At 60.7% G+C, this 16,540-nt stretch carries 20 protein-coding genes; 6 read left to right on the top strand and 14 right to left on the bottom strand.

Annotation, left to right across the window (positions count from 1 at the left end; all coding sequences use genetic code 11):
* Positions 1 to 17 precede the first annotated feature (17 nt).
* The 4 genes from KQ933_RS14500 (at position 18) to KQ933_RS14485 (ending at position 3,525) form a co-directional block, all read left to right on the top strand.
* Positions 18 to 359, top strand: coding sequence for a multidrug efflux SMR transporter (locus tag KQ933_RS14500; protein WP_216755535.1), 342 nt, complete (start codon positions 18 to 20; stop codon positions 357 to 359).
* A gap of 183 nt (positions 360 to 542) precedes the next feature.
* Positions 543 to 1,328, top strand: a complete 786-nt coding sequence (locus tag KQ933_RS14495) for a ThuA domain-containing protein (protein ID WP_216755534.1) — start codon at positions 543 to 545, stop codon at positions 1,326 to 1,328.
* Positions 1,329 to 1,337: 9 nt separating this feature from the next.
* Positions 1,338 to 2,381, top strand: a complete 1,044-nt coding sequence (locus tag KQ933_RS14490) for a Gfo/Idh/MocA family protein (RefSeq protein WP_216755533.1) — start codon at positions 1,338 to 1,340, stop codon at positions 2,379 to 2,381.
* Positions 2,382 to 2,691: 310 nt separating this feature from the next.
* A complete protein-coding gene (locus KQ933_RS14485) occupies positions 2,692 to 3,525 on the top strand; it encodes an aspartyl/asparaginyl beta-hydroxylase domain-containing protein (protein ID WP_216755532.1) in 834 nt (277 codons plus the stop codon).
* Between the two features lie 192 nt (positions 3,526 to 3,717).
* Here the strand turns inward: KQ933_RS14485 and KQ933_RS14480 are convergent, their stop codons facing one another.
* The 6 genes from KQ933_RS14480 to KQ933_RS14455 all read right to left on the bottom strand — a co-directional run bounded on the left by KQ933_RS14480 (position 3,718) and on the right by KQ933_RS14455 (position 9,988).
* Positions 3,718 to 4,113, bottom strand: coding sequence for a DUF1236 domain-containing protein (locus KQ933_RS14480; protein WP_216755531.1), 396 nt, complete (start codon positions 4,111 to 4,113; stop codon positions 3,718 to 3,720).
* Positions 4,114 to 4,323: 210 nt separating this feature from the next.
* Positions 4,324 to 5,436 carry an ABC transporter permease gene (locus KQ933_RS14475; RefSeq protein WP_216755530.1) on the bottom strand — a complete coding sequence of 371 codons (1,113 nt, stop codon included), beginning with the start codon at positions 5,434 to 5,436 and terminating at the stop codon, positions 4,324 to 4,326.
* A 1-nt stretch (position 5,437) separates the two neighbouring features.
* Complete coding sequence (locus KQ933_RS14470) at positions 5,438 to 6,562, bottom strand: ABC transporter permease (RefSeq protein ID WP_216755529.1); 1,125 nt, start codon at positions 6,560 to 6,562, stop codon at positions 5,438 to 5,440.
* On the bottom strand, positions 6,559 to 8,298 hold the full coding sequence (locus KQ933_RS14465; protein WP_216755528.1) for an ATP-binding cassette domain-containing protein: 1,740 nt from the start codon (positions 8,296 to 8,298) through the stop codon (positions 6,559 to 6,561). Before KQ933_RS14465 ends, KQ933_RS14470 begins: the two co-directional genes overlap by 4 nt.
* The gene (gene hlyD / locus KQ933_RS14460) at positions 8,295 to 9,302 is read right to left on the bottom strand and encodes a secretion protein HlyD (protein WP_216755527.1); all 1,008 of its coding nucleotides are present in this window, start codon (positions 9,300 to 9,302) and stop codon (positions 8,295 to 8,297) included. The genes KQ933_RS14465 and hlyD overlap by 4 nt, the downstream gene beginning before the upstream one ends.
* A complete protein-coding gene (locus KQ933_RS14455) occupies positions 9,299 to 9,988 on the bottom strand; it encodes a CerR family C-terminal domain-containing protein (protein WP_216755526.1) in 690 nt (229 codons plus the stop codon). Before KQ933_RS14455 ends, hlyD begins: the two co-directional genes overlap by 4 nt.
* Positions 9,989 to 10,165: 177 nt before the next feature.
* Here KQ933_RS14455 and KQ933_RS14450 point away from each other — a divergent pair, with 177 nt between their 5' ends.
* The gene (locus tag KQ933_RS14450) at positions 10,166 to 10,447 is read left to right on the top strand and encodes a hypothetical protein (RefSeq protein WP_216755525.1); all 282 of its coding nucleotides are present in this window, start codon (positions 10,166 to 10,168) and stop codon (positions 10,445 to 10,447) included.
* Positions 10,448 to 10,510: 63 nt separating this feature from the next.
* Here KQ933_RS14450 and KQ933_RS14445 read toward each other — a convergent pair whose 3' ends face one another.
* From KQ933_RS14445 to KQ933_RS14425, 6 genes are all read right to left on the bottom strand, one after another.
* The gene (locus tag KQ933_RS14445; protein ID WP_216755524.1) at positions 10,511 to 11,398 is read right to left on the bottom strand and encodes an SDR family oxidoreductase; all 888 of its coding nucleotides are present in this window, start codon (positions 11,396 to 11,398) and stop codon (positions 10,511 to 10,513) included.
* Complete coding sequence (locus KQ933_RS14440; RefSeq protein ID WP_216755523.1) at positions 11,398 to 12,183, bottom strand: hypothetical protein; 786 nt, start codon at positions 12,181 to 12,183, stop codon at positions 11,398 to 11,400. Before KQ933_RS14440 ends, KQ933_RS14445 begins: the two co-directional genes overlap by 1 nt.
* Positions 12,184 to 12,241: 58 nt before the next feature.
* Positions 12,242 to 12,829 carry a protein-S-isoprenylcysteine O-methyltransferase gene (locus KQ933_RS14435; protein WP_216755522.1) on the bottom strand — a complete coding sequence of 196 codons (588 nt, stop codon included), beginning with the start codon at positions 12,827 to 12,829 and terminating at the stop codon, positions 12,242 to 12,244.
* Positions 12,830 to 12,901: 72 nt separating this feature from the next.
* Positions 12,902 to 13,483 carry a hypothetical protein gene (locus KQ933_RS14430; protein ID WP_216755521.1) on the bottom strand — a complete coding sequence of 194 codons (582 nt, stop codon included), beginning with the start codon at positions 13,481 to 13,483 and terminating at the stop codon, positions 12,902 to 12,904.
* 156 nt (positions 13,484 to 13,639) lie between these two features.
* Positions 13,640 to 13,762 (bottom strand): ABC transporter, encoded by a 123-nt coding sequence (locus KQ933_RS33445; protein ID WP_113298940.1) that lies wholly within the window; start codon positions 13,760 to 13,762, stop codon positions 13,640 to 13,642.
* A gap of 167 nt (positions 13,763 to 13,929) precedes the next feature.
* Entirely contained in the window at positions 13,930 to 14,523 is a 594-nt protein-coding gene (locus KQ933_RS14425) for a L,D-transpeptidase (RefSeq protein ID WP_216755520.1), read from the bottom strand.
* A gap of 225 nt (positions 14,524 to 14,748) precedes the next feature.
* On the opposite strand from KQ933_RS14425, the gene KQ933_RS14420 reads away from it, so the two are divergent.
* Positions 14,749 to 15,504 (top strand): SDR family NAD(P)-dependent oxidoreductase, encoded by a 756-nt coding sequence (locus tag KQ933_RS14420; protein WP_216755519.1) that lies wholly within the window; start codon positions 14,749 to 14,751, stop codon positions 15,502 to 15,504.
* A 162-nt stretch (positions 15,505 to 15,666) separates the two neighbouring features.
* Here KQ933_RS14420 and KQ933_RS14415 read toward each other — a convergent pair whose 3' ends face one another.
* On the bottom strand, positions 15,667 to 15,963 hold the full coding sequence (locus KQ933_RS14415) for a hypothetical protein (protein WP_216755518.1): 297 nt from the start codon (positions 15,961 to 15,963) through the stop codon (positions 15,667 to 15,669).
* A gap of 10 nt (positions 15,964 to 15,973) precedes the next feature.
* Positions 15,974 to 16,312, bottom strand: a complete 339-nt coding sequence (locus KQ933_RS14410; protein WP_216755517.1) for a hypothetical protein — start codon at positions 16,310 to 16,312, stop codon at positions 15,974 to 15,976.
* Positions 16,313 to 16,540 lie beyond the last annotated feature (228 nt).

Raw genomic sequence — 16,540 nt, 5'->3', positions numbered from 1 at the left:
TATGAAGGAATACCGCGATGAACCCGGCTGCCATCTATGGGCTGCTCGTTGCAGCCATTGTGCTTGAAGTGATCGGCACGACAGCGCTTCAGCTTTCCCAGCAGTTCACCCGCCTCGGGCCGACGGCACTTGTTGTCGCCTGCTATGGGGCCGCCTTCTACTGCCTGTCGCTGACGCTGAAGCATATTCCGGTCGGCATCGCCTATGCGATTTGGAGCGCTTTGGGAATCGTGCTGATTTCCTCCGTCGGGCTTATCTTTTTCAAGCAGCGGCTGGATACGCCCGCCATCATCGGCCTCGGTCTGATCATCTCGGGCGTGATCGTCGTCAACCTGTTCTCCAAGTCCATTTCCCATTGATGTGAAAAGGGGTTTTCTCGGGTCGCGAAGCCTGGAAAAATCCTCTTTGTCAAAATACCGACAAAGGTCTATGTCTTCCTCTGACGTGGAGGAGGGACTGCTTTGGCTGGCCATCCTTCCAAAGCGCTTTGAATCCCGCCTTCCTGATTGCCCAAAATCCAAAGGTTCCAGAGGAGCACCGCCATGGCCATTCGCACCGTCGTATGGGGAGAGAACATCCATGAGACAACCAATGAGATCGTTCGGGGCATCTATCCCGAGGGCATGCACACGACGATCGCCAAGGCACTGAACACCGATCCGGCGATTTCGGCGACGACCGCCACGCTGCAGGAGCCCGAGCATGGGTTGAGCGAAGCCCGGCTTGCCGAGACTGACGTTCTGACCTGGTGGGGTCACAAGGATCATGGCGCGGTTTCCGACGTCGTCGTCGAGCGTGTCGCCAAGCGGGTGTGGGAAGGCATGGGCCTGCTGGTGCTGCATTCCGGTCATTTCTCGAAGATCTTCAAGCGTCTGATGGGCACGCCCTGTGCGCTCAAATGGCGCGAGGCCGGTGAGCGCGAGCGCCTGTGGACGATCAATCAGCGCCATCCGATTGCTGCCGGCATCGGCGAGCATTTCGAGCTTGAAAACGAGGAAATGTACGGCGAGCAGTTCTCTGTGCCGGAGCCACTGGAAACGGTGTTCATCTCCTGGTTCCAGGGCGGCGAAGTCTTCCGTTCGGGCCTGACCTGGCGGCGTGGTGCCGGCAACATCTTCTATTTCCGCCCCGGCCACGAAACCTACCCGACCTATCACGATGCGAATGTGCAGAAGGTGCTGATCAACGGCGTGAAGTGGGCCTATAACCCCGAGGGTGCATTGAAGAGCATCACCGATGCTCCAAATGTCCCGGTAGAAAAAGCACTGGAGCCGATCGTCGAACGCGGCCCAAGACTGCACCAGGCCGGCGAAGCCGGTTACCGCTGAGGAGCATCCATGCGACTACTCGTTCTTGGTACGGGCGTGATGGCGAAAAACCAGCTCGCCCACTTCATGAATATGGACGGCGTTACCGTCGTCGGCGCCGTCGACACGGATTCCGAACGCCTGGCCGCCTTTGCCGATAAGTTCAATATCGAGAAGCGGTTTCTGACGCTGGAGGAGGCGATCGCCTGGGGCGAATTCGATGCGGCGACCAATATCACGCCCGACCGGATTCACCACCCGACCACGATGGCGCTGATCGCGGCCGGCAAGCATGTGCTTTGTGAGAAACCGCTGGCGGAAAATTATCCAAGGGCGCTGGAGATGACGGAAGCGGCTGAAAAGGCCGGCGTCATCAACATGGTGAACCTCACCTATCGCAACGTCGCTCCCCTGCAGCGCGCCCGCGAGATGGTGCTCTCGGGCGAGCTCGGCACGATCAAGCATGTGGAGGCCTCCTATCTTCAGAGCTGGCTCGTTTCGCGCGCCTGGGGCGACTGGCGCACGGAATCGACCTGGCTGTGGCGGCTTTCCACCGGTCACGGTTCGAACGGCGTGCTTGGCGATGTCGGCATCCATATCCTCGATTTCGCCGCCTATGGCGCTGCGACCGATATCGACCACGTCTTTGCGCGCTTGAAGACCTTCAACAAGGCGCCGGGCGGCCAGATCGGCGAATATATGCTCGACGCCAATGACAGCTTCACCATGTCGGTCGATTTCGCCAATGGCGCGCTCGGTGTCATCCATGCCAGCCGCTGGGCGACAGGACATCTGAACGAGCTGAAGCTGCGCATCTATGGCGAGAAAGGCAGCCTCGAAGTCGTCCATCGCCCAAGCGGCTCCGAGCTGCACGGCTGCCTTGGCGAGGATGTCGAAACTGCGACGTGGAAGCCGGTCGACGTGCCACCGGTTCCAACCAACTATCAGCGCTTTGCCGAGGCCGTGGCAACGGGGGTGCAGCTCGACCCGAACTTCCGTCATGCGGCAAACCTGCAGAAGGTGCTCGACCTTGCCATGGTCACCGAGCGCGAACGCCGCGAACTGAAAGTCTGATATTTCTCCAGGACATCTCCGAGAGTTTGTCACCGCCGCCCTCCGAGCGCGGCGGTGACATGCGGCAATTGATCGCTAAAACCTGTACTTAAGTGTACTTGAGCCACGCCAAGCACTAGCCATATTTACTCGATGGTCAACGCTGCAACCGTCGTATCGGCGGCTCCTGCGGAAGGCCATGTCATTCCCAAAGCATTTCCGGTTTTGTTCAAAATAGGGAAGTGCTCTTTTCTTCGTTTTGACGCAATTCCAGATGCAAAAACCGCTGTGCACTTTTGCTGGAATTGCTCTAGTCTGCAACGGAAAACACATGACTGACATTATCGCCAATACACCCCTTCCCGAAAAAAACGCCCCCGAGGCACAAGATTTCGCCACTGCCGGGATCGCCCCCATGGATCGGCCGAGCGCGATAACGCGGTTCTTCATGGGCATCGTCGCCTGGGCGGAAGGCCTGAATTTCAAATATGCGAAGCTTGGCAATCCGCCTGTTTATGACAATTCAGTCTTCCCGTGGGCGAAGGAGGTCGAAACGGCCTGGCCTGAGATCCGCGCCGAGCTCGACCGTGTGCTGGTGCGCCAGAGCGAGCTGCCGAGCTTTCAGGAAATCTCCACCGACGTCGCGACAATTTCCAAGGATAATCGCTGGAAGACCTTCTTCCTCCTCGGCTTTGGCGTGAAGTCGGAGCAGAATATCAGGGCCTGCCCGGAAACCTGGAAGGCGGTGCAGAAGATCCCAGGGCTGAAGACGGCGATGTTTTCGATCTTCGAGCCCGGCAAACATCTGCCGGCGCATCGCGGCCCCTATAATGGCGTGCTGCGCCTGCATCTCGGCATGATCGTGCCTGAGCCGGCCGATAAACTCGCCATCCGCGTCAAGGACCAGATCTGCCATTGGCAGGAAGGCAAGGCGCTGATCTTCGACGATGCCTATGAGCATGAAGCCTGGAACCACACGGACAAAACGCGTGTCGTGCTGTTCATCGATTTCGTGAAGCCGCTGAAATTCCCGGCACGGCTGATCAACTGGACCCTGCTCAATCTTGCGATTTTCACGCCGTTCATCCGCGAAGGGCTCGATAATCACAAGGAGTGGGAAAAGAAGTTCTACGCTCAGGCGGAAGCGCTCAGGAACAGGGGGTAAGCCGAACGGAATCATGGGGAGGCGAGGCCCGGCTGCTCGCTCTCTGTCATGTCAGGCCCTGTGCCGAGGATCTTTGCACGTTGATGACAGAGGCTACGGCTCAGATCCTCGGGAAGCCCTGACATGAAGAAAATTGGGGTTTGTACCCGTGTCAACAAGTGAAAGGCCCCGCAAAAGCGGGGCCAACTGCCACTACTCGATCACCTGAACCACACGGTGGGTCTGCGGCTCGACGATCACATGACGGTCGTTGATGACGGTATAGGCATAACGCGGATTATCCGGCACCGGGATCACCTGGACGTCTGCGGGCAGGGGCTTGCCGATCACGATCGGCTGCTGCACCACCACTGCTGACGGCGGGGCCGGCTGCTGCTGGACGTAGGTGACGACCTCGCGCGGCGGCGGATCGACCACAGCACCGGCTACACCGCCTGCCACGCCGCCGATTGCAGCGCCCACGGGGCCGCCGACAATAGCGCCGGTGATTGCGCCGCCGGCAGCGCCCGTCACGGCTCCATCGGCCATCGCATTCGTGGCGAGGGACGAGAGCGCAAGCGCACTCGATACAAGAATGATCTTGTACATTTTGCTTCTCCTTTAGCTCAAGAGCATTTGCGTTTTTCAAGGAAAGACGAAAATGCTATCCGCTTGTTTTCAGACAATTCCTGACGCGAAAGCGCTGCGGGAATTGGTTGGGTTTGCAATTGGGTAACGAGCCCATCGTGTCGTTGTTCCGGCCAGAGAACTGCTTCGGAGTCACGGTTTGGGAGGTCGGTTTACATAGCGTGAGGCGCGCTATTCCAGCCTGCGGCGGAACAGCCAGGCGGCGGCACCAAGCGTCGCGCAGGCAATCAGCGCCAGCGGAATCGTCTGGTTCAACACCTCGGCGGCGGGGATATTCTTCAGAAAGACACCTTTGACGATGATGAGGAAATAGCGCAGCGGATTGATGATCGTGACTGGCTGCAGCCAGTCCGGCATGTTTTCGATCGGCGTCGCAAAACCCGAAAGCAGCATGGCGGGTACCATGAACAGGAAGGCGCCGAGGATCGCCTGCTGCTGTGTCATTGAGAGTGCCGATATGAAGAGGCCGACGCCGGCGACCGAACCCAGATAGAAGATCGAGCCGCCGTAAAGCAGGACGAGCGAGCCGCGCAACGGCACGCCGAAGACGAAGATCGCCGCCAGCACATAAATCGTCATATGGAAAAGGCCGATCAGCATAGGCGGAATGAGCTTGCCGATCAGGATCTCGTGGACGCGCAGCGGCGAGACCATCAGCTGGTCGAAGGTGCCGAGTTCCCTTTCGCGGGCGATGGAAAGGGCGGTGACGATGAGGCCGATCACGAGGGCTATGCTGGCAATCAGGTTCGGCACCATGAACCATTGATAGGTGAGGTTGGCGTTGAACCAGTTGCGCGGCACGGTCGCGACCGTCTTCGCCATGGCGCGCCGGCCTGCCGGCGTTTCGGCTGAAAGCGTCATGCCGATCTGGGTGAGATAGCCGGAAACGATCTGCGAGGCATTGGAGCGGCGGCCGTCGAGGATGATCTGCAGATCGGCCGATGCTCCGGCCTCGATGTTGCGGGAGAAATCGGGGCCGATCTCGATGGCCGCAATGGCGGTCTGGCCGTCGATCGCCTCGCGGATGTCGGTCTGGTTCCCGGCAATCTCAATGCGCCGGAAGGTCGGCGAGCCCTGGATGCGCTCGATCAGCTCCTGTCCCCAATGGCCGCTGTCGCGGTTCAACACCATGACATCGACATTGCGCACCTCCAGCGTCGCCGCATAGGAAAAGACGAGAAGCTGCATGACGGGCGGCACGATGAGCACGAAGCGGCCCTTGGGGTCGCGCAGGACGGCCAGCAGTTCCTTTGTCATGAGCGCGCTAAGCCGGGTCCACCACATCTCAGCCGATCCTCTTTTTGGTGCTGCGGGCGGCGAGCAGGAACATGATGCCGCCGATGACAAGCATGACGGCGATTGCGTGCCCAAACATCGGCCAGATATCGCCGGCCAGAAACACCGTCTGCAGGCTGGGGATGAGGTAGCGGGCGGGCACGATGATGGTGATCCACTGGATGATCTGAGGCATGGAATTGATCTCGAAGAGAAAGCCCGAGAGCAGGAAGGCCGGCAGGAAGCCGCTGGTCAAGGCGATCTGCGAGGCGAGGAACTGGTTCTTCGTCGCCGTCGATATCAGCAGGCCTTGGCCGAGCGCCGGGATCAGGAAGGCGGCCGACAGCGCGTAGAGGGCTGCGACCGAGCCGCGGAAGGGCACATCAAAGAGGAAGACCGCCAACAGCACGCAGAGCGTCATAGAGGCGAGGCCGAGCAGGAAATAGGGGAGGATCTTGCCGGCCAGCAGTTCGGCCGCCGTCACCGGCGTTGCCATCATCGCTTCCATCGTGCCGCGTTCCCATTCGCGGGCGACGACAAGCGAGGTCAGCAGCGTGCCGACCAGGGTCATGACGATGGCGATGGAGCCGGGGACGAGGAAGTTGCGGCTCGTCAGCTCCGGATTGAACCAGAAGCGCTGCTCGATGGAGATTGGGGGACCCGCCGCTACCGTTTCGGATTGCCGCTGCCGCTCCCAGTTGGCGACCGCACCTTGCGCATAGTTCTGCACGAAATTGGCGGTGTTGGGGTCCGAACCATCGACGAGAACCTGAATTTGCGGGCGGTTGCCGGCGGCATAATCGGTCGCGAAATCGGCCGGAATGACGACGATGCCGCGGACATTGCCGAGCACCAGATCATTCTCGAACAGGCGCCGGTCGCGCCCGACCGTGACGGAGAAATAGCGCGAGGCCTGGAAGCTTGCGGAGAGATCCTGCGTCAGCGGCGTTGCCTGCTCCAGCACCAGGCCGATGCGGGTGCGCGTCGTATCCAGCGATACGCCATAGCCAAAGAGGAAGAGCAGGATCAGTGGCAGCACGAAGGCGATCAGAATGGTGCTGGGGTCGCGGATCGCCTGATAGCTTTCCTTGCGCACGAGGGCGGCAAAGCGACGGGCTCTGGAGGAGGTGCTCATGCGGCTTCCTCCGTTTCGGAGTCCTGAACCAGCGCGATGAAGGCATCTTCCATCGTCGGGTCCGGCTGTTCCTTCGTCGCGACACGTGCCTTCAATTCGTCGGGCGAGCCGAGGGCGATCGAACGGCCGTGATAGATCAGCGAGATGCGGTCGCAATATTCGGCCTCGTCCATGAAATGCGTCGTCACCAGCACCGTGACGCCCTTTTCGACGAGCGCATTGATATGGGTCCAGAATTCGCGCCGCGTGATCGGGTCGACGCCCGAAGTGGGCTCGTCGAGGAAAAGCGCGCGCGGTTCGTGCATGACGGCGCAGGCGAGCGCCAGGCGCTGTTTCAGGCCGAGCGGCAGGTCTTTGGCGGAATGGCGCGCGCGGCGGCCGAAATCGAAGATCTCGGTCATCAGCTCTATGCGTTCGCGGCGCCGACTGCCGGAGAGGCCATAGACGCCGGCGAAGAATTCGAGGTTCTGCATGACGGTGAGATCGCCGTAGAGCGAGAATTTCTGCGCCATGTAGCCGAGCTGGTTGCGCGCCTCTGCGGCATCCTTGCGCAGATCGAAGCCGGCAACGCGGCCTTCGCCTTCCGTCGGCTTCAAGAGGCCGCAGAGCATCTTGAAGGTGGTGGACTTGCCGGCGCCGTTCGGGCCGAGCAGGCCGAAGATCTCGCCGCGGCTGATATCGAAGGTGATCTTGTCGGCGGCGGTGAAATCCCCGAAACGCTTGGTCAGGCCGCGCGCCTCAATGACGGGACGGTCGCCCGTTTCGCTCGGCGACCCCTGCGCCTCCGCCAGTTTCGAGCGGCCGCCGGGGCCGCCGCCCAGCATGTCGATGAAGGCGTCTTCGAAACGGGGAGGGGTGGGCGTCAGTTTTGCCTGACCGCCGTTGCCGCTGATATCAGGCATCTCATCCTTGCCGGTGACGAGGCGGATGGCATCGCCCTGGATGACGCCGTCGACGACGCCTTTCGTCTGCAGCAGCTCGGCCAGCACCTGCCGCCGGCGGCCCGTGACACCCGAGATCTTGAAGACGCGGTCTTCCACCCGGCCGGTCAGGTCATGCGGCTTGCCGGAAAAGAGCAGCTTGCCCTGATTGAGCAGCAGAACATGATCGCAGGCCTCGGCCTCATCCAGATAGGCGGTCGACCAGAGGACGCCGATGCCTTCCTGCGTCAGGTTCTCGACCATTTTCCAGAGATCTCGCCGCGAGATCGGATCGACGCCGACACCAGGTTCGTCGAGCAGCAGCAGGCGCGGCTTCTTCAGAAGCGCGCAGGCAAGGCCGAGCTTCTGTTTCATGCCGCCTGAAAGCTTGCCGGCAAGGCGTGTGGTGAAGCGCTTCAGGTCGGTGAAGGTCAGAAGCTCGTCGAAGGCGCTCGCGCGCTCGCGCTTCGGCAGGCCGCGCAGATCGGCATAGAGATCGAGGTTCTCCTGAACCGAGAGATCCTCATAGAGGCCGAAGCGCTGCGGCATGTAGCCGATCGAGGCCTGGATGGCGGCCGGGTTCTTCTGTGTATCGAAGCCCAGCACCTCGACCGTGCCGCTATCCGGCAGCATGAGGCCGGTCATCAGCCGGATCAGCGTCGTCTTGCCGGCGCCATCGGGGCCGACGAGACCGGTGATCGCGCCGCCCCTGACCTCGCCGGAGACGGCATCCAGTGCAGGCGGGCCATCGCCGAAGCGTTTGGTGACATCGGTCAGCCGGACCAGTTCCTCATCCGTTTGCGGGGAAGGGCTCATCGCGCGGCCAGCGCGGGAAAGCGCACGGTGACCGGCATGCCCTGGCGCAGATCCGGGCCGGGCTTGTCGATGACGATGCGCAGGCGATAGACAAGATCGGTGCGAAGCTCGGGTGTCTCGACCGATTTCGGCGTGAATTCGGCCACAGGCGAAATGAAGCCGATCGTGCCGTCATAGGGCTTGTCGGGTTGCGTATCGGAGGTCACCTGAACCTTCATGCCGGGATGCAGGCGGCCGAGATCGCCTTCGGAGACGTAGCTGCGCACCCAGACCGGCTCTGTCAGCGAGAGCACGAAGACGGTATCGGCCGGCGAGACGATGGCGCCGGGTTCCCGCACTCGGGAAAGGATGACGCCGTCATTTGGCGCGAGCAGTTCGGCATCGGCAAGCGAGATGCGGGCGGCGGCCAACGAGGATTGCGCGGCCTTCAATTGCGCCTCGGCATTGGCAATGTCTTCCACGCGGCTGCCCTCCTGCAGTAGTTTCAGCGCTTCATTGGCGGAATCCGAACGCGCCACAGCCATCGAGCGATTGGCAGTCGCCTCGTCGAGATTCGCCTCTGATATCGTGCCCTGGGGACGGAGCTGGCGGGCGCGGTCATAGGCAATGTTGGCATTGAGCAGCGCGGCAAGGCTTTCATCATAGGCCGCCTGGGCCTGGGCGATTTCCGTCGGGCGCGGGCCGGCTTTCAGCTTGTCGAGCGTCGCCTGCAGAGCCGCGACATTGGCCTCGGCAGAGGCGGTGGCCGCCTGGAAAGGCGCGGCATCGAGTTTGCCGAGCATCTCGCCGCTTTTGATCATGTCGCCCTCATCGACGGCAAGCGAGGCAATCCGGCCATTGACGCGGAAGCCGAGAGAGACCTGGCGGATATCGACATTGCCGTAGAGCGCGAATTCCTTGCTCTTTTGCGGCAGCCGGCCGAGCTTCTGGGGCAATCCGTACCACCAGGCAACGGCACCGGCGGCAATCAGAATAATGATGGCAAGGGGGAGTATCCGTCTCATCGGGTATTTCCTTCCGCCTGACGCAGTTGCCCGACAAGTTCTGCAACGAGATTCCGCAGGGTCTGGAGTTGTTCAGGGCCGACCGACTGCCACTCCATCTGGGCGAGAACGGCGGCGTGGGCGAGACGGAAAACCATGATGTTGCCAACGAAGGCGAGGGTGCGCAGCCGCACATGTTCGGAGGCCGGGTCTTCGCGCAGGATGGTGCCAATCAGCCGGCGTGCCATCTCGATCATCGGGCGCATAATGCCCTGATAGATGCGGGTGAAAGCCTCCGTCGGCTCCATCTGCTCGCGGATGATGAAGCGCGCCCAGGGCTCGGATTCCTTGCTGACCAAAAGGCCGACCATGGTCGTGGCCATATCCGTCAGGAAGAGCCGTGCCTGCTCTTCGCCGAGCTCCTGTCCGGCGGCCGCGAGTTCCATGAGATGGGTACCAATGCGCTGCCGCAGGCCGCCGATATGGCGCTCGATGCGCGTCACCAGATATTCGGCGGTTGCGACATAGAGCCCTTCCTTGCCGCCGAAATAATAGGGAATGGCCTGCAGGTTGACGCCGGCAGCCTCGCTCAGCTGGCGCGTCGATGTGCCATCGAAGCCGTGGCGGCCGAAGACATCGAGGGCTGCTGACAACAGCTTTTCGCGGGTGATTTCGGCGCGGTTTGGTTGCGTTTGTTCATCAGTCATGGCTCATGTATAGCGCCTATCGCTATTTCAGTCAATCGAATGAATGCTTGACCTGTCAGGCCCACCCCGATGTGTATGAGAGTTGCGGGCGCGAGCCGCCGTTATATTTAGGGTTACTGCCGCGCATTTGTCGTTTTCGTACTTCCGCAAAAGCTAATATTATGGCTGAATGGGCTGATGGGAAACCAGCACGTCAGCATCAGACGACATGCCTGGAGCGCGCTCGTCACCGGCGCTGCTCTTGCTCTTTCCGTGACCATATCCAGTGCCGATGATGGCGGGGCGCAAAAGGGCGGCCGTCTGCGTAACGAAGTCCTGAAGCCGGCGCCTCACAACGGGCAGTTGACGCCGCCGCACCTGACGATCGACTGGTGGCTTCGGACCGAAGGCGGTGCATCGCAAGGGGACAATAAGGAGAGTTCGAAGCAGGTTTTCGTGCGCCTGGAAGAGCGGCAATGATGCAGGTTGGCGCTGCCGATCTTGTCGTGACGCCCGTGGCGCGGCCCTGCCGGTGCGACTGGCTTACTTGATGCCCGTCCCCGATCCATGCGGGCTCGGATCTTTGCTTCGGCGCTGGACCAGGCCGATCAGCCGGCGCGCGGCCGCCGATGGTAGAACCCTCGCGATAAAGGCGGTCAGCTTGGCGGAGAAGCCGGGAACGACGAGGCTGCGCCCGGACTTGAAGCCGCGCCAGGCCTGCTCGGCGACATAATCGGCCTTCAGCTTGGGCAATACCTTGAAGAGAGCGGCGCGATCCGCGCCGGATTTTTCAAGAAAGTCGGTCGATACCGGCCCGGGCGCCACGCATGTCACGGTGACGCCGAAGCGGCGAACCTCCTCATGAAGGGACGCCGAAAAGGAGCGTACGAAACTCTTGCTGGCATAGTAGAACGCCATGTAAGGCCCGGGCGTAAAACCTGCGACGGATCCGAGATTGAGCACGCCGCCACGCCGGCGGGCAACCATTCCTGGCAGGAAGCGAAGGGTCATGTCGGCGAGCGCCCGAATATTGAGATCGATGATTCCGAGCTGATCGTCCGCTGGCAGCGAAGTTGCCGCGCCGCGTAATCCGTATCCGGCGCTGTTGACGAGGACATCGCAAATCAGACCGTTGGCTTCCAGAAAGGATTCCAGGCGTGCCGAGGCGTCCGATGCTGTGAGGTCGAGCTCGATCGTGAAGGCTTCTCCGCCGGCCTGCTTCACATCGGCGGCGGCGGCCGCCAACCCCTCGGACGAGCGGGCGACGAGCACGACGATATTGCCTTCCCGCGCGGCAACACTGGCAATTGCCCGCCCGATGCCGCGGGAGGCGCCGAGGACGACGACAACAGGGCGAAGCCCTGTTTCCCTGTTTTCACTCAATTCCGGACCCAAGACCGCTGCACGCCCCTCGTCGAATTGCTCCGCCATTAGAGAGAGGCTCCCGCGATCGACGTGCGGGCGGACATTCCGTCCTGGCCGAGCCCTCGTATCTCGTCGACGACCGCGCCGTTCAAGATCCTCTCGAACCGCTCCAATGCCCGGGCGATGCTGGCTCCATCCATAACCCTGTGGTCATAGTGGATGCGGACAGTAACCGATCCGTTCTCATTGATCGGGCCGTAATTCATGAGCGTCGTCACGGGACTGAGCGGGTTAAGGGATTCCGCGCCGAGGCCCGAATAGACCGACAACTGGAAGGTGCCGAAATAGCGCGCCCGTTTTCGCCCTATATTGAGCCCGAGCCACATGAGCGACCACCTGAGCAGGGCCGGTGCGCGCGCAAGCTTCAGCGAGCGGCGAAATTCCTTGATCTCCAGGACGGGGCGTGACCTCGCCTCGCGGATCTGCGTTTCCAGCTCCAAGATGGAGCGGTCTTCGGGAGTCTTGATCGTGCTCAGGAGAACGATCCGCTCGCCTTCATATTCACGCTCGTGGGCAATGGAGGCTACGCTTGCCGGATATTCGTACAGCTGATGGCGTGGAAATTTGATATAGGCGCGCCGGAGATCGGGGATCTCCTTCGACAGGAGGGCGTATCCTTTCAGGAAAAGCGCGGTCCAGGAGGGGCGGGGATTGGACGTTCGCCTGGCGTCGAGAAGGGGGCGGATGTTCATCTGCCGCTGAACGGTCACGCGCGGTATGCCGATCGAAAATCTCATGAGATCTCCAACCAGCCGCCTTGCTGCGGAAAGCCTGATTGCCCGTCCTTTCATCTTACTCCCCCCTCTCATCTTACTCCCCCGGAGATGCAAAGTGTCAGAGCGTAGCGCCCTAATAGAGATAGGGGATGATGCGCTTGGTCTTGTCCATATAGGCGCGGTATTGGGGGCCGAAGACATCCAGCATCATACGCTCTTCCTTATCGACGCGCAGAAAGAACAGCACGGCGAAACCAGCGATCCCCGCCAGGCCTGCCACCCAATTCGGCAGCAGAAAAGCCTGGGCAAGCCCCATCAGGAGGAACGAGGTGTACATAGGGTGGCGGACATGCGCGTAAGGCCCGGCGCAGATCAATTCGTGCTTCTGGCGGATTTCGAGCGTGATGGACCAGTTTCGTCCGAGCTGCTTATGCGTTCTTCGAAAGACCCACATTGCCAGGCAGAAGAGCGCCGCCCCGATCACGACCGCCCACAGAGGCAAAGAATGGTCGGCTGCCCTGGGAATACCCGTCGCGACGTAAAATGCCGGCACGATCGCCAACCCGGCGAGTGCGGCGGCCAGTGCCACTCTTTCCGAGACGCTGCGCCGGCTGCTGACGACAGGCACGCGCCTGCCGCGACGCTCGAACGGGTATCGAATGATGTACCAGGCAATAATTCCGAGGACCCAGACGATCTCGCCAATGGTATTGACTGACACGTTCAAGTCGGCACCAGAACCTTTCCACGATCCGGCTTCCGCGATCGTCAACGGTTGGGACTATGCCCTGCTTCAGGTATTCATCTCCCGCAGATTTGTAACGAATTGCTGCGGTCTCATCCAGATGCCGGGTGTCTTGTAGCCCATGTGTTTTGCTATGTCCGCCACGAAGGCGTTGCAATTGTAGACCGTCGCCTCCCAGAGACGGCTTCGCGCCTGCAGCTTGCGTATATAGGCAACCGTATCGTTATATTCGGCATCGGTCAGCATCACGCGCCAGCTTGCAGAGCGGTATTGCTCCTCCAGGTCGCCGTCCGTTGCGCCGGTCGAGGCGGGAACCGGAACGAAATGGCCAAGGACATAAGCCCCCGGATCGGGCGAAGCCGGGGCAAGACCTGCCACTTCCGGATTGATCATCTTGCCGTTTTTGTCCGCGCGCCCGAAGACGACGTAGGTATGGCCGTAGGTGAGCGCATAACGCGAGCGGAACTCGATGAAATTCCGACCTGATCTGCTCTGGTTCGTCGCTGATTTCGTCAGGTCGCGGCTATCCGACGTATAGTGCGGCAGGGGGCTTTTATCTTCCGTCTGGCACGACGATGCCACAATTGCCAAAGCAACGACCAGCCACAGGCGGCCTCTTCCAAGCGCCATCACCACGCTCCATATGCAAGCTCTGCCCGAGGCGGATTCGACCCGGCAGATATGCCATTCTTTCGCCCTGAATTGCCGGCGGGGCCAATCCTGAGCGGTTTCGGATGTCAAGAAAAGGGAAGGGCTGAAAGAGCCCTTCCTGAGAGTCGTGCGAACTTATTTGTAGACGGCTGTTGCCGCAGGCGGCGGAGCTTTCCCCTTGCCTTTGCCAATCGACCCGCAGGCACTCAGATTGGCCACCGCAAGTACTGCGAGGATGACGAATAAAATTCTGCTCATCAACAAGTCCTCTCCTCATCTTGGCATCGCCCAGGACAGGCTATGCCTCAAAGTTTGACGATAATCAGCACCTTGGACAGTGCGGGAGTGATGCAACGTGCAACGAATCTACATTAGCAGATACTTACTGTTGTGGCCAATCCAGCAATTTCGAATGGTAAATGCCGTCATATGACCACCACCCGCGTTCCGACACGTGTGCGTGCGTAGAGATCGACGATGTTTGCATTGGTCAGGCGAATGCAGCCGTTCGAAACGGCATTGCCTATCGACCAGGGAGCATTGGTTCCGTGCAGCCTGAACAGCGTATCCTGTCCGCCCTGGTAGAGATAAAGGGCGGCTGCACCCAGCGGATTGTCCGGTCCGCCCGGCACGCCTTCGGCATACTGGGCGAGATGCGGCTTGCGCGCGATCATGTCGTCGGTGGGCTTCCAGGATGGCCACTCGGCCTTCCGGCCGATCGTCGCCTCTCCCTTGAAGCTCAGTCCTTCTTCCCCGACCGCGACACCATAGCGCGTGGCAAGGCCATCGGCCTCGACGAAATAAAGATAGCGCGCCCGGGTATCGACGACGACGGTTCCGGGCGGCTCATTTCCCGAATAGGCGACCTCCTGCCGCCGATAGCGGGGATCGACATCCGGGTCGCTGCCGAATACGCGATAGCCGAGCGGCGGGCCATCCGTTGTGGTGCTGCATCCCGAAAGCATCAGAGCCAGGCTGCCCAAAACGAAGCCCCGGCGTTTAACGGCTCGTCCGTTCATTTCCATCTGCCCAAGTCGTTCTCCCAAGTCGTTTCGCTCCCCTCAGTCCTGACGATGCCCGATCGGCAGCGTGCCGATGAACCGGGATGTTCGAATTTTGCGGATTATGTGCGTGTTGGGCGGACAAGGTGCGCAACTTGAAATAGCGTGTCCCTCACTCATGAAACCCCTTGCATGAATCATGCGTTTGGTCTGAACATTAGCATATTTAAATGGATGGAAACGATGAAACTTTGCCTGGAGGGAAAAGTCGCAGTTGTGACGGGGGCAGGTTCGGGAATCGGGGCCGCTGTTTCCCGGCAGCTCGCTGTCGAAGGGGCCGAGGTCATTGTTGCCGATATCAATGCCGAAGCCGCGCATGAAAGTGCCGACGCAATTCGGGCGGAGGGGGGACGTGCGCGCCCGTTTGTCGTCGATGTGAGCGAGCCCTCAGCCGTGCAGAGCCTTGTCGACTTCACCGTCGAGACATGCGGCAGCCTTGATCTCGCCGTCAACAATGCCGGGATCGATGGGGTGCGCGCGCCGGTTGCGGATTGTCGGCTCGAAGACTGGCACAGAGTGATGAACGTCAACCTGAACAGCGTCTTCTATTGTGTGAAATACGAGATCGGCGCGATGCTGAAGCGGGGCCGGGGGGCAATCGTCAACATGTCCTCGACGCTCGGCACCGTCGGCCTGCCGACCGCGGCGGCCTATACCGCCGCCAAGCACGGGGTCGTCGGACTGACGAAAGTGGCGGCGATGGAATATGCGCGATACGGCATCCGGGTCAACGCAGTCGGCCCCGGCTGGATCGACACACCTCTCCTGTCGGAGCATCTCGCAACGGCGAGCACGCGCCGCATGGCGGCGCTCCAGCCAATGGGCAGGCGCGGGACACCGGATGAAGTGGCAAATCTGGTCAGTTTCCTGCTGTCGGAACAGGCCAGCTTCATTACTGGCGCCCATTACCTGGTGGATGGGGCCTATACCGCGCATTAGAGCATGTCGCGCAAAAGTGTGCAGCGGTTTTGCGATAACGACATGCTAAAACAAGAGCTTAAAGCGTATCAGGCGAATCTGAAAGATCGCGATACGCTTTTGAGCGCTTCCGGCTTAGACGGAATCGGCGGAAGCGCTCATTCAGTCACATTGAGCACGCGCTCAGTGCAGGATCGACGCCTTCGCCTTGCGGTCGACCAATGCTTCCACGATGCCGATGAGGCGCGCCGCACGTCTGAGGATTTCGACACCCGCGTCGTGGACCGCGATGTCGTAACTCATTCGGTCCATGCATCTGGCGATCTCCATCAGCTTCTCACCGAGATCGGCGTGATGCAGCCGGTCAGCGGCGCGCGCAAGCCGGCGCAGACAGTCCTGATATCTCGATGCGAGAACAAGCCTGTCGGTGATCGGGTTGCCTTCCGGAGGGGGCGGAGACTGGGACGCTCTCTGTCGCATTCCGCTCTCCTTAGCCGAAGGTGCCGGTTGGCTTGCGGACTGGCTCCTGCCTTCTCATGGTGAAATCCTGCCGGCCCCTATCCAGGGATTTCAGGGCAGCGAGAATGTCCCGGCAGCGCATGGAGCAGGGGACACCGGGAGGGTGGCGAAGCTCGGGACAGGATTCGACCGCGTGAAGGTCGGACGCCCACGATGCGAGGATCGCGCGCTTCTCTTCGGTCGTCATCCTGTCCGAAGCGAGGACTTCGTCCGGATGGGAAAAGTGCTGATGGGGGCGCAGGATATGTGATGCCGAAATGGCATCGAGGGTCTTGGCCGAGTTGACCGATGTCTTGCCTTCGATAGTCATGTTCGATCTCCCAAAAACTTTCGACAGGTGAAGAAAATCTCCAGGCGGATAAGAGATTGTTTCGGTTTTTTCAGCGTTCAAGTGGGCCGCTGCCGAACGTTCAAAAAAATTTTCGAAGCCTCTTGAAAGGCAAAAAAAGCCAAACCAAATCGATATTCGCCGGCAGCCCAAAGGGGCCGGAAGCCGGGGACGCAGTTTCCGACGCGTCTCCTTTCCAACTCGCTTTAC

Origin of the sequence: Rhizobium sp. WYJ-E13 (assembly GCF_018987265.1) — a bacterium.
Taxonomy (GTDB): Bacteria; Pseudomonadota; Alphaproteobacteria; order Rhizobiales; family Rhizobiaceae; genus Rhizobium.
Note: the sequence above shows the minus strand (reverse complement) of the source record. Positions and strands in the feature narration are given on the sequence as shown.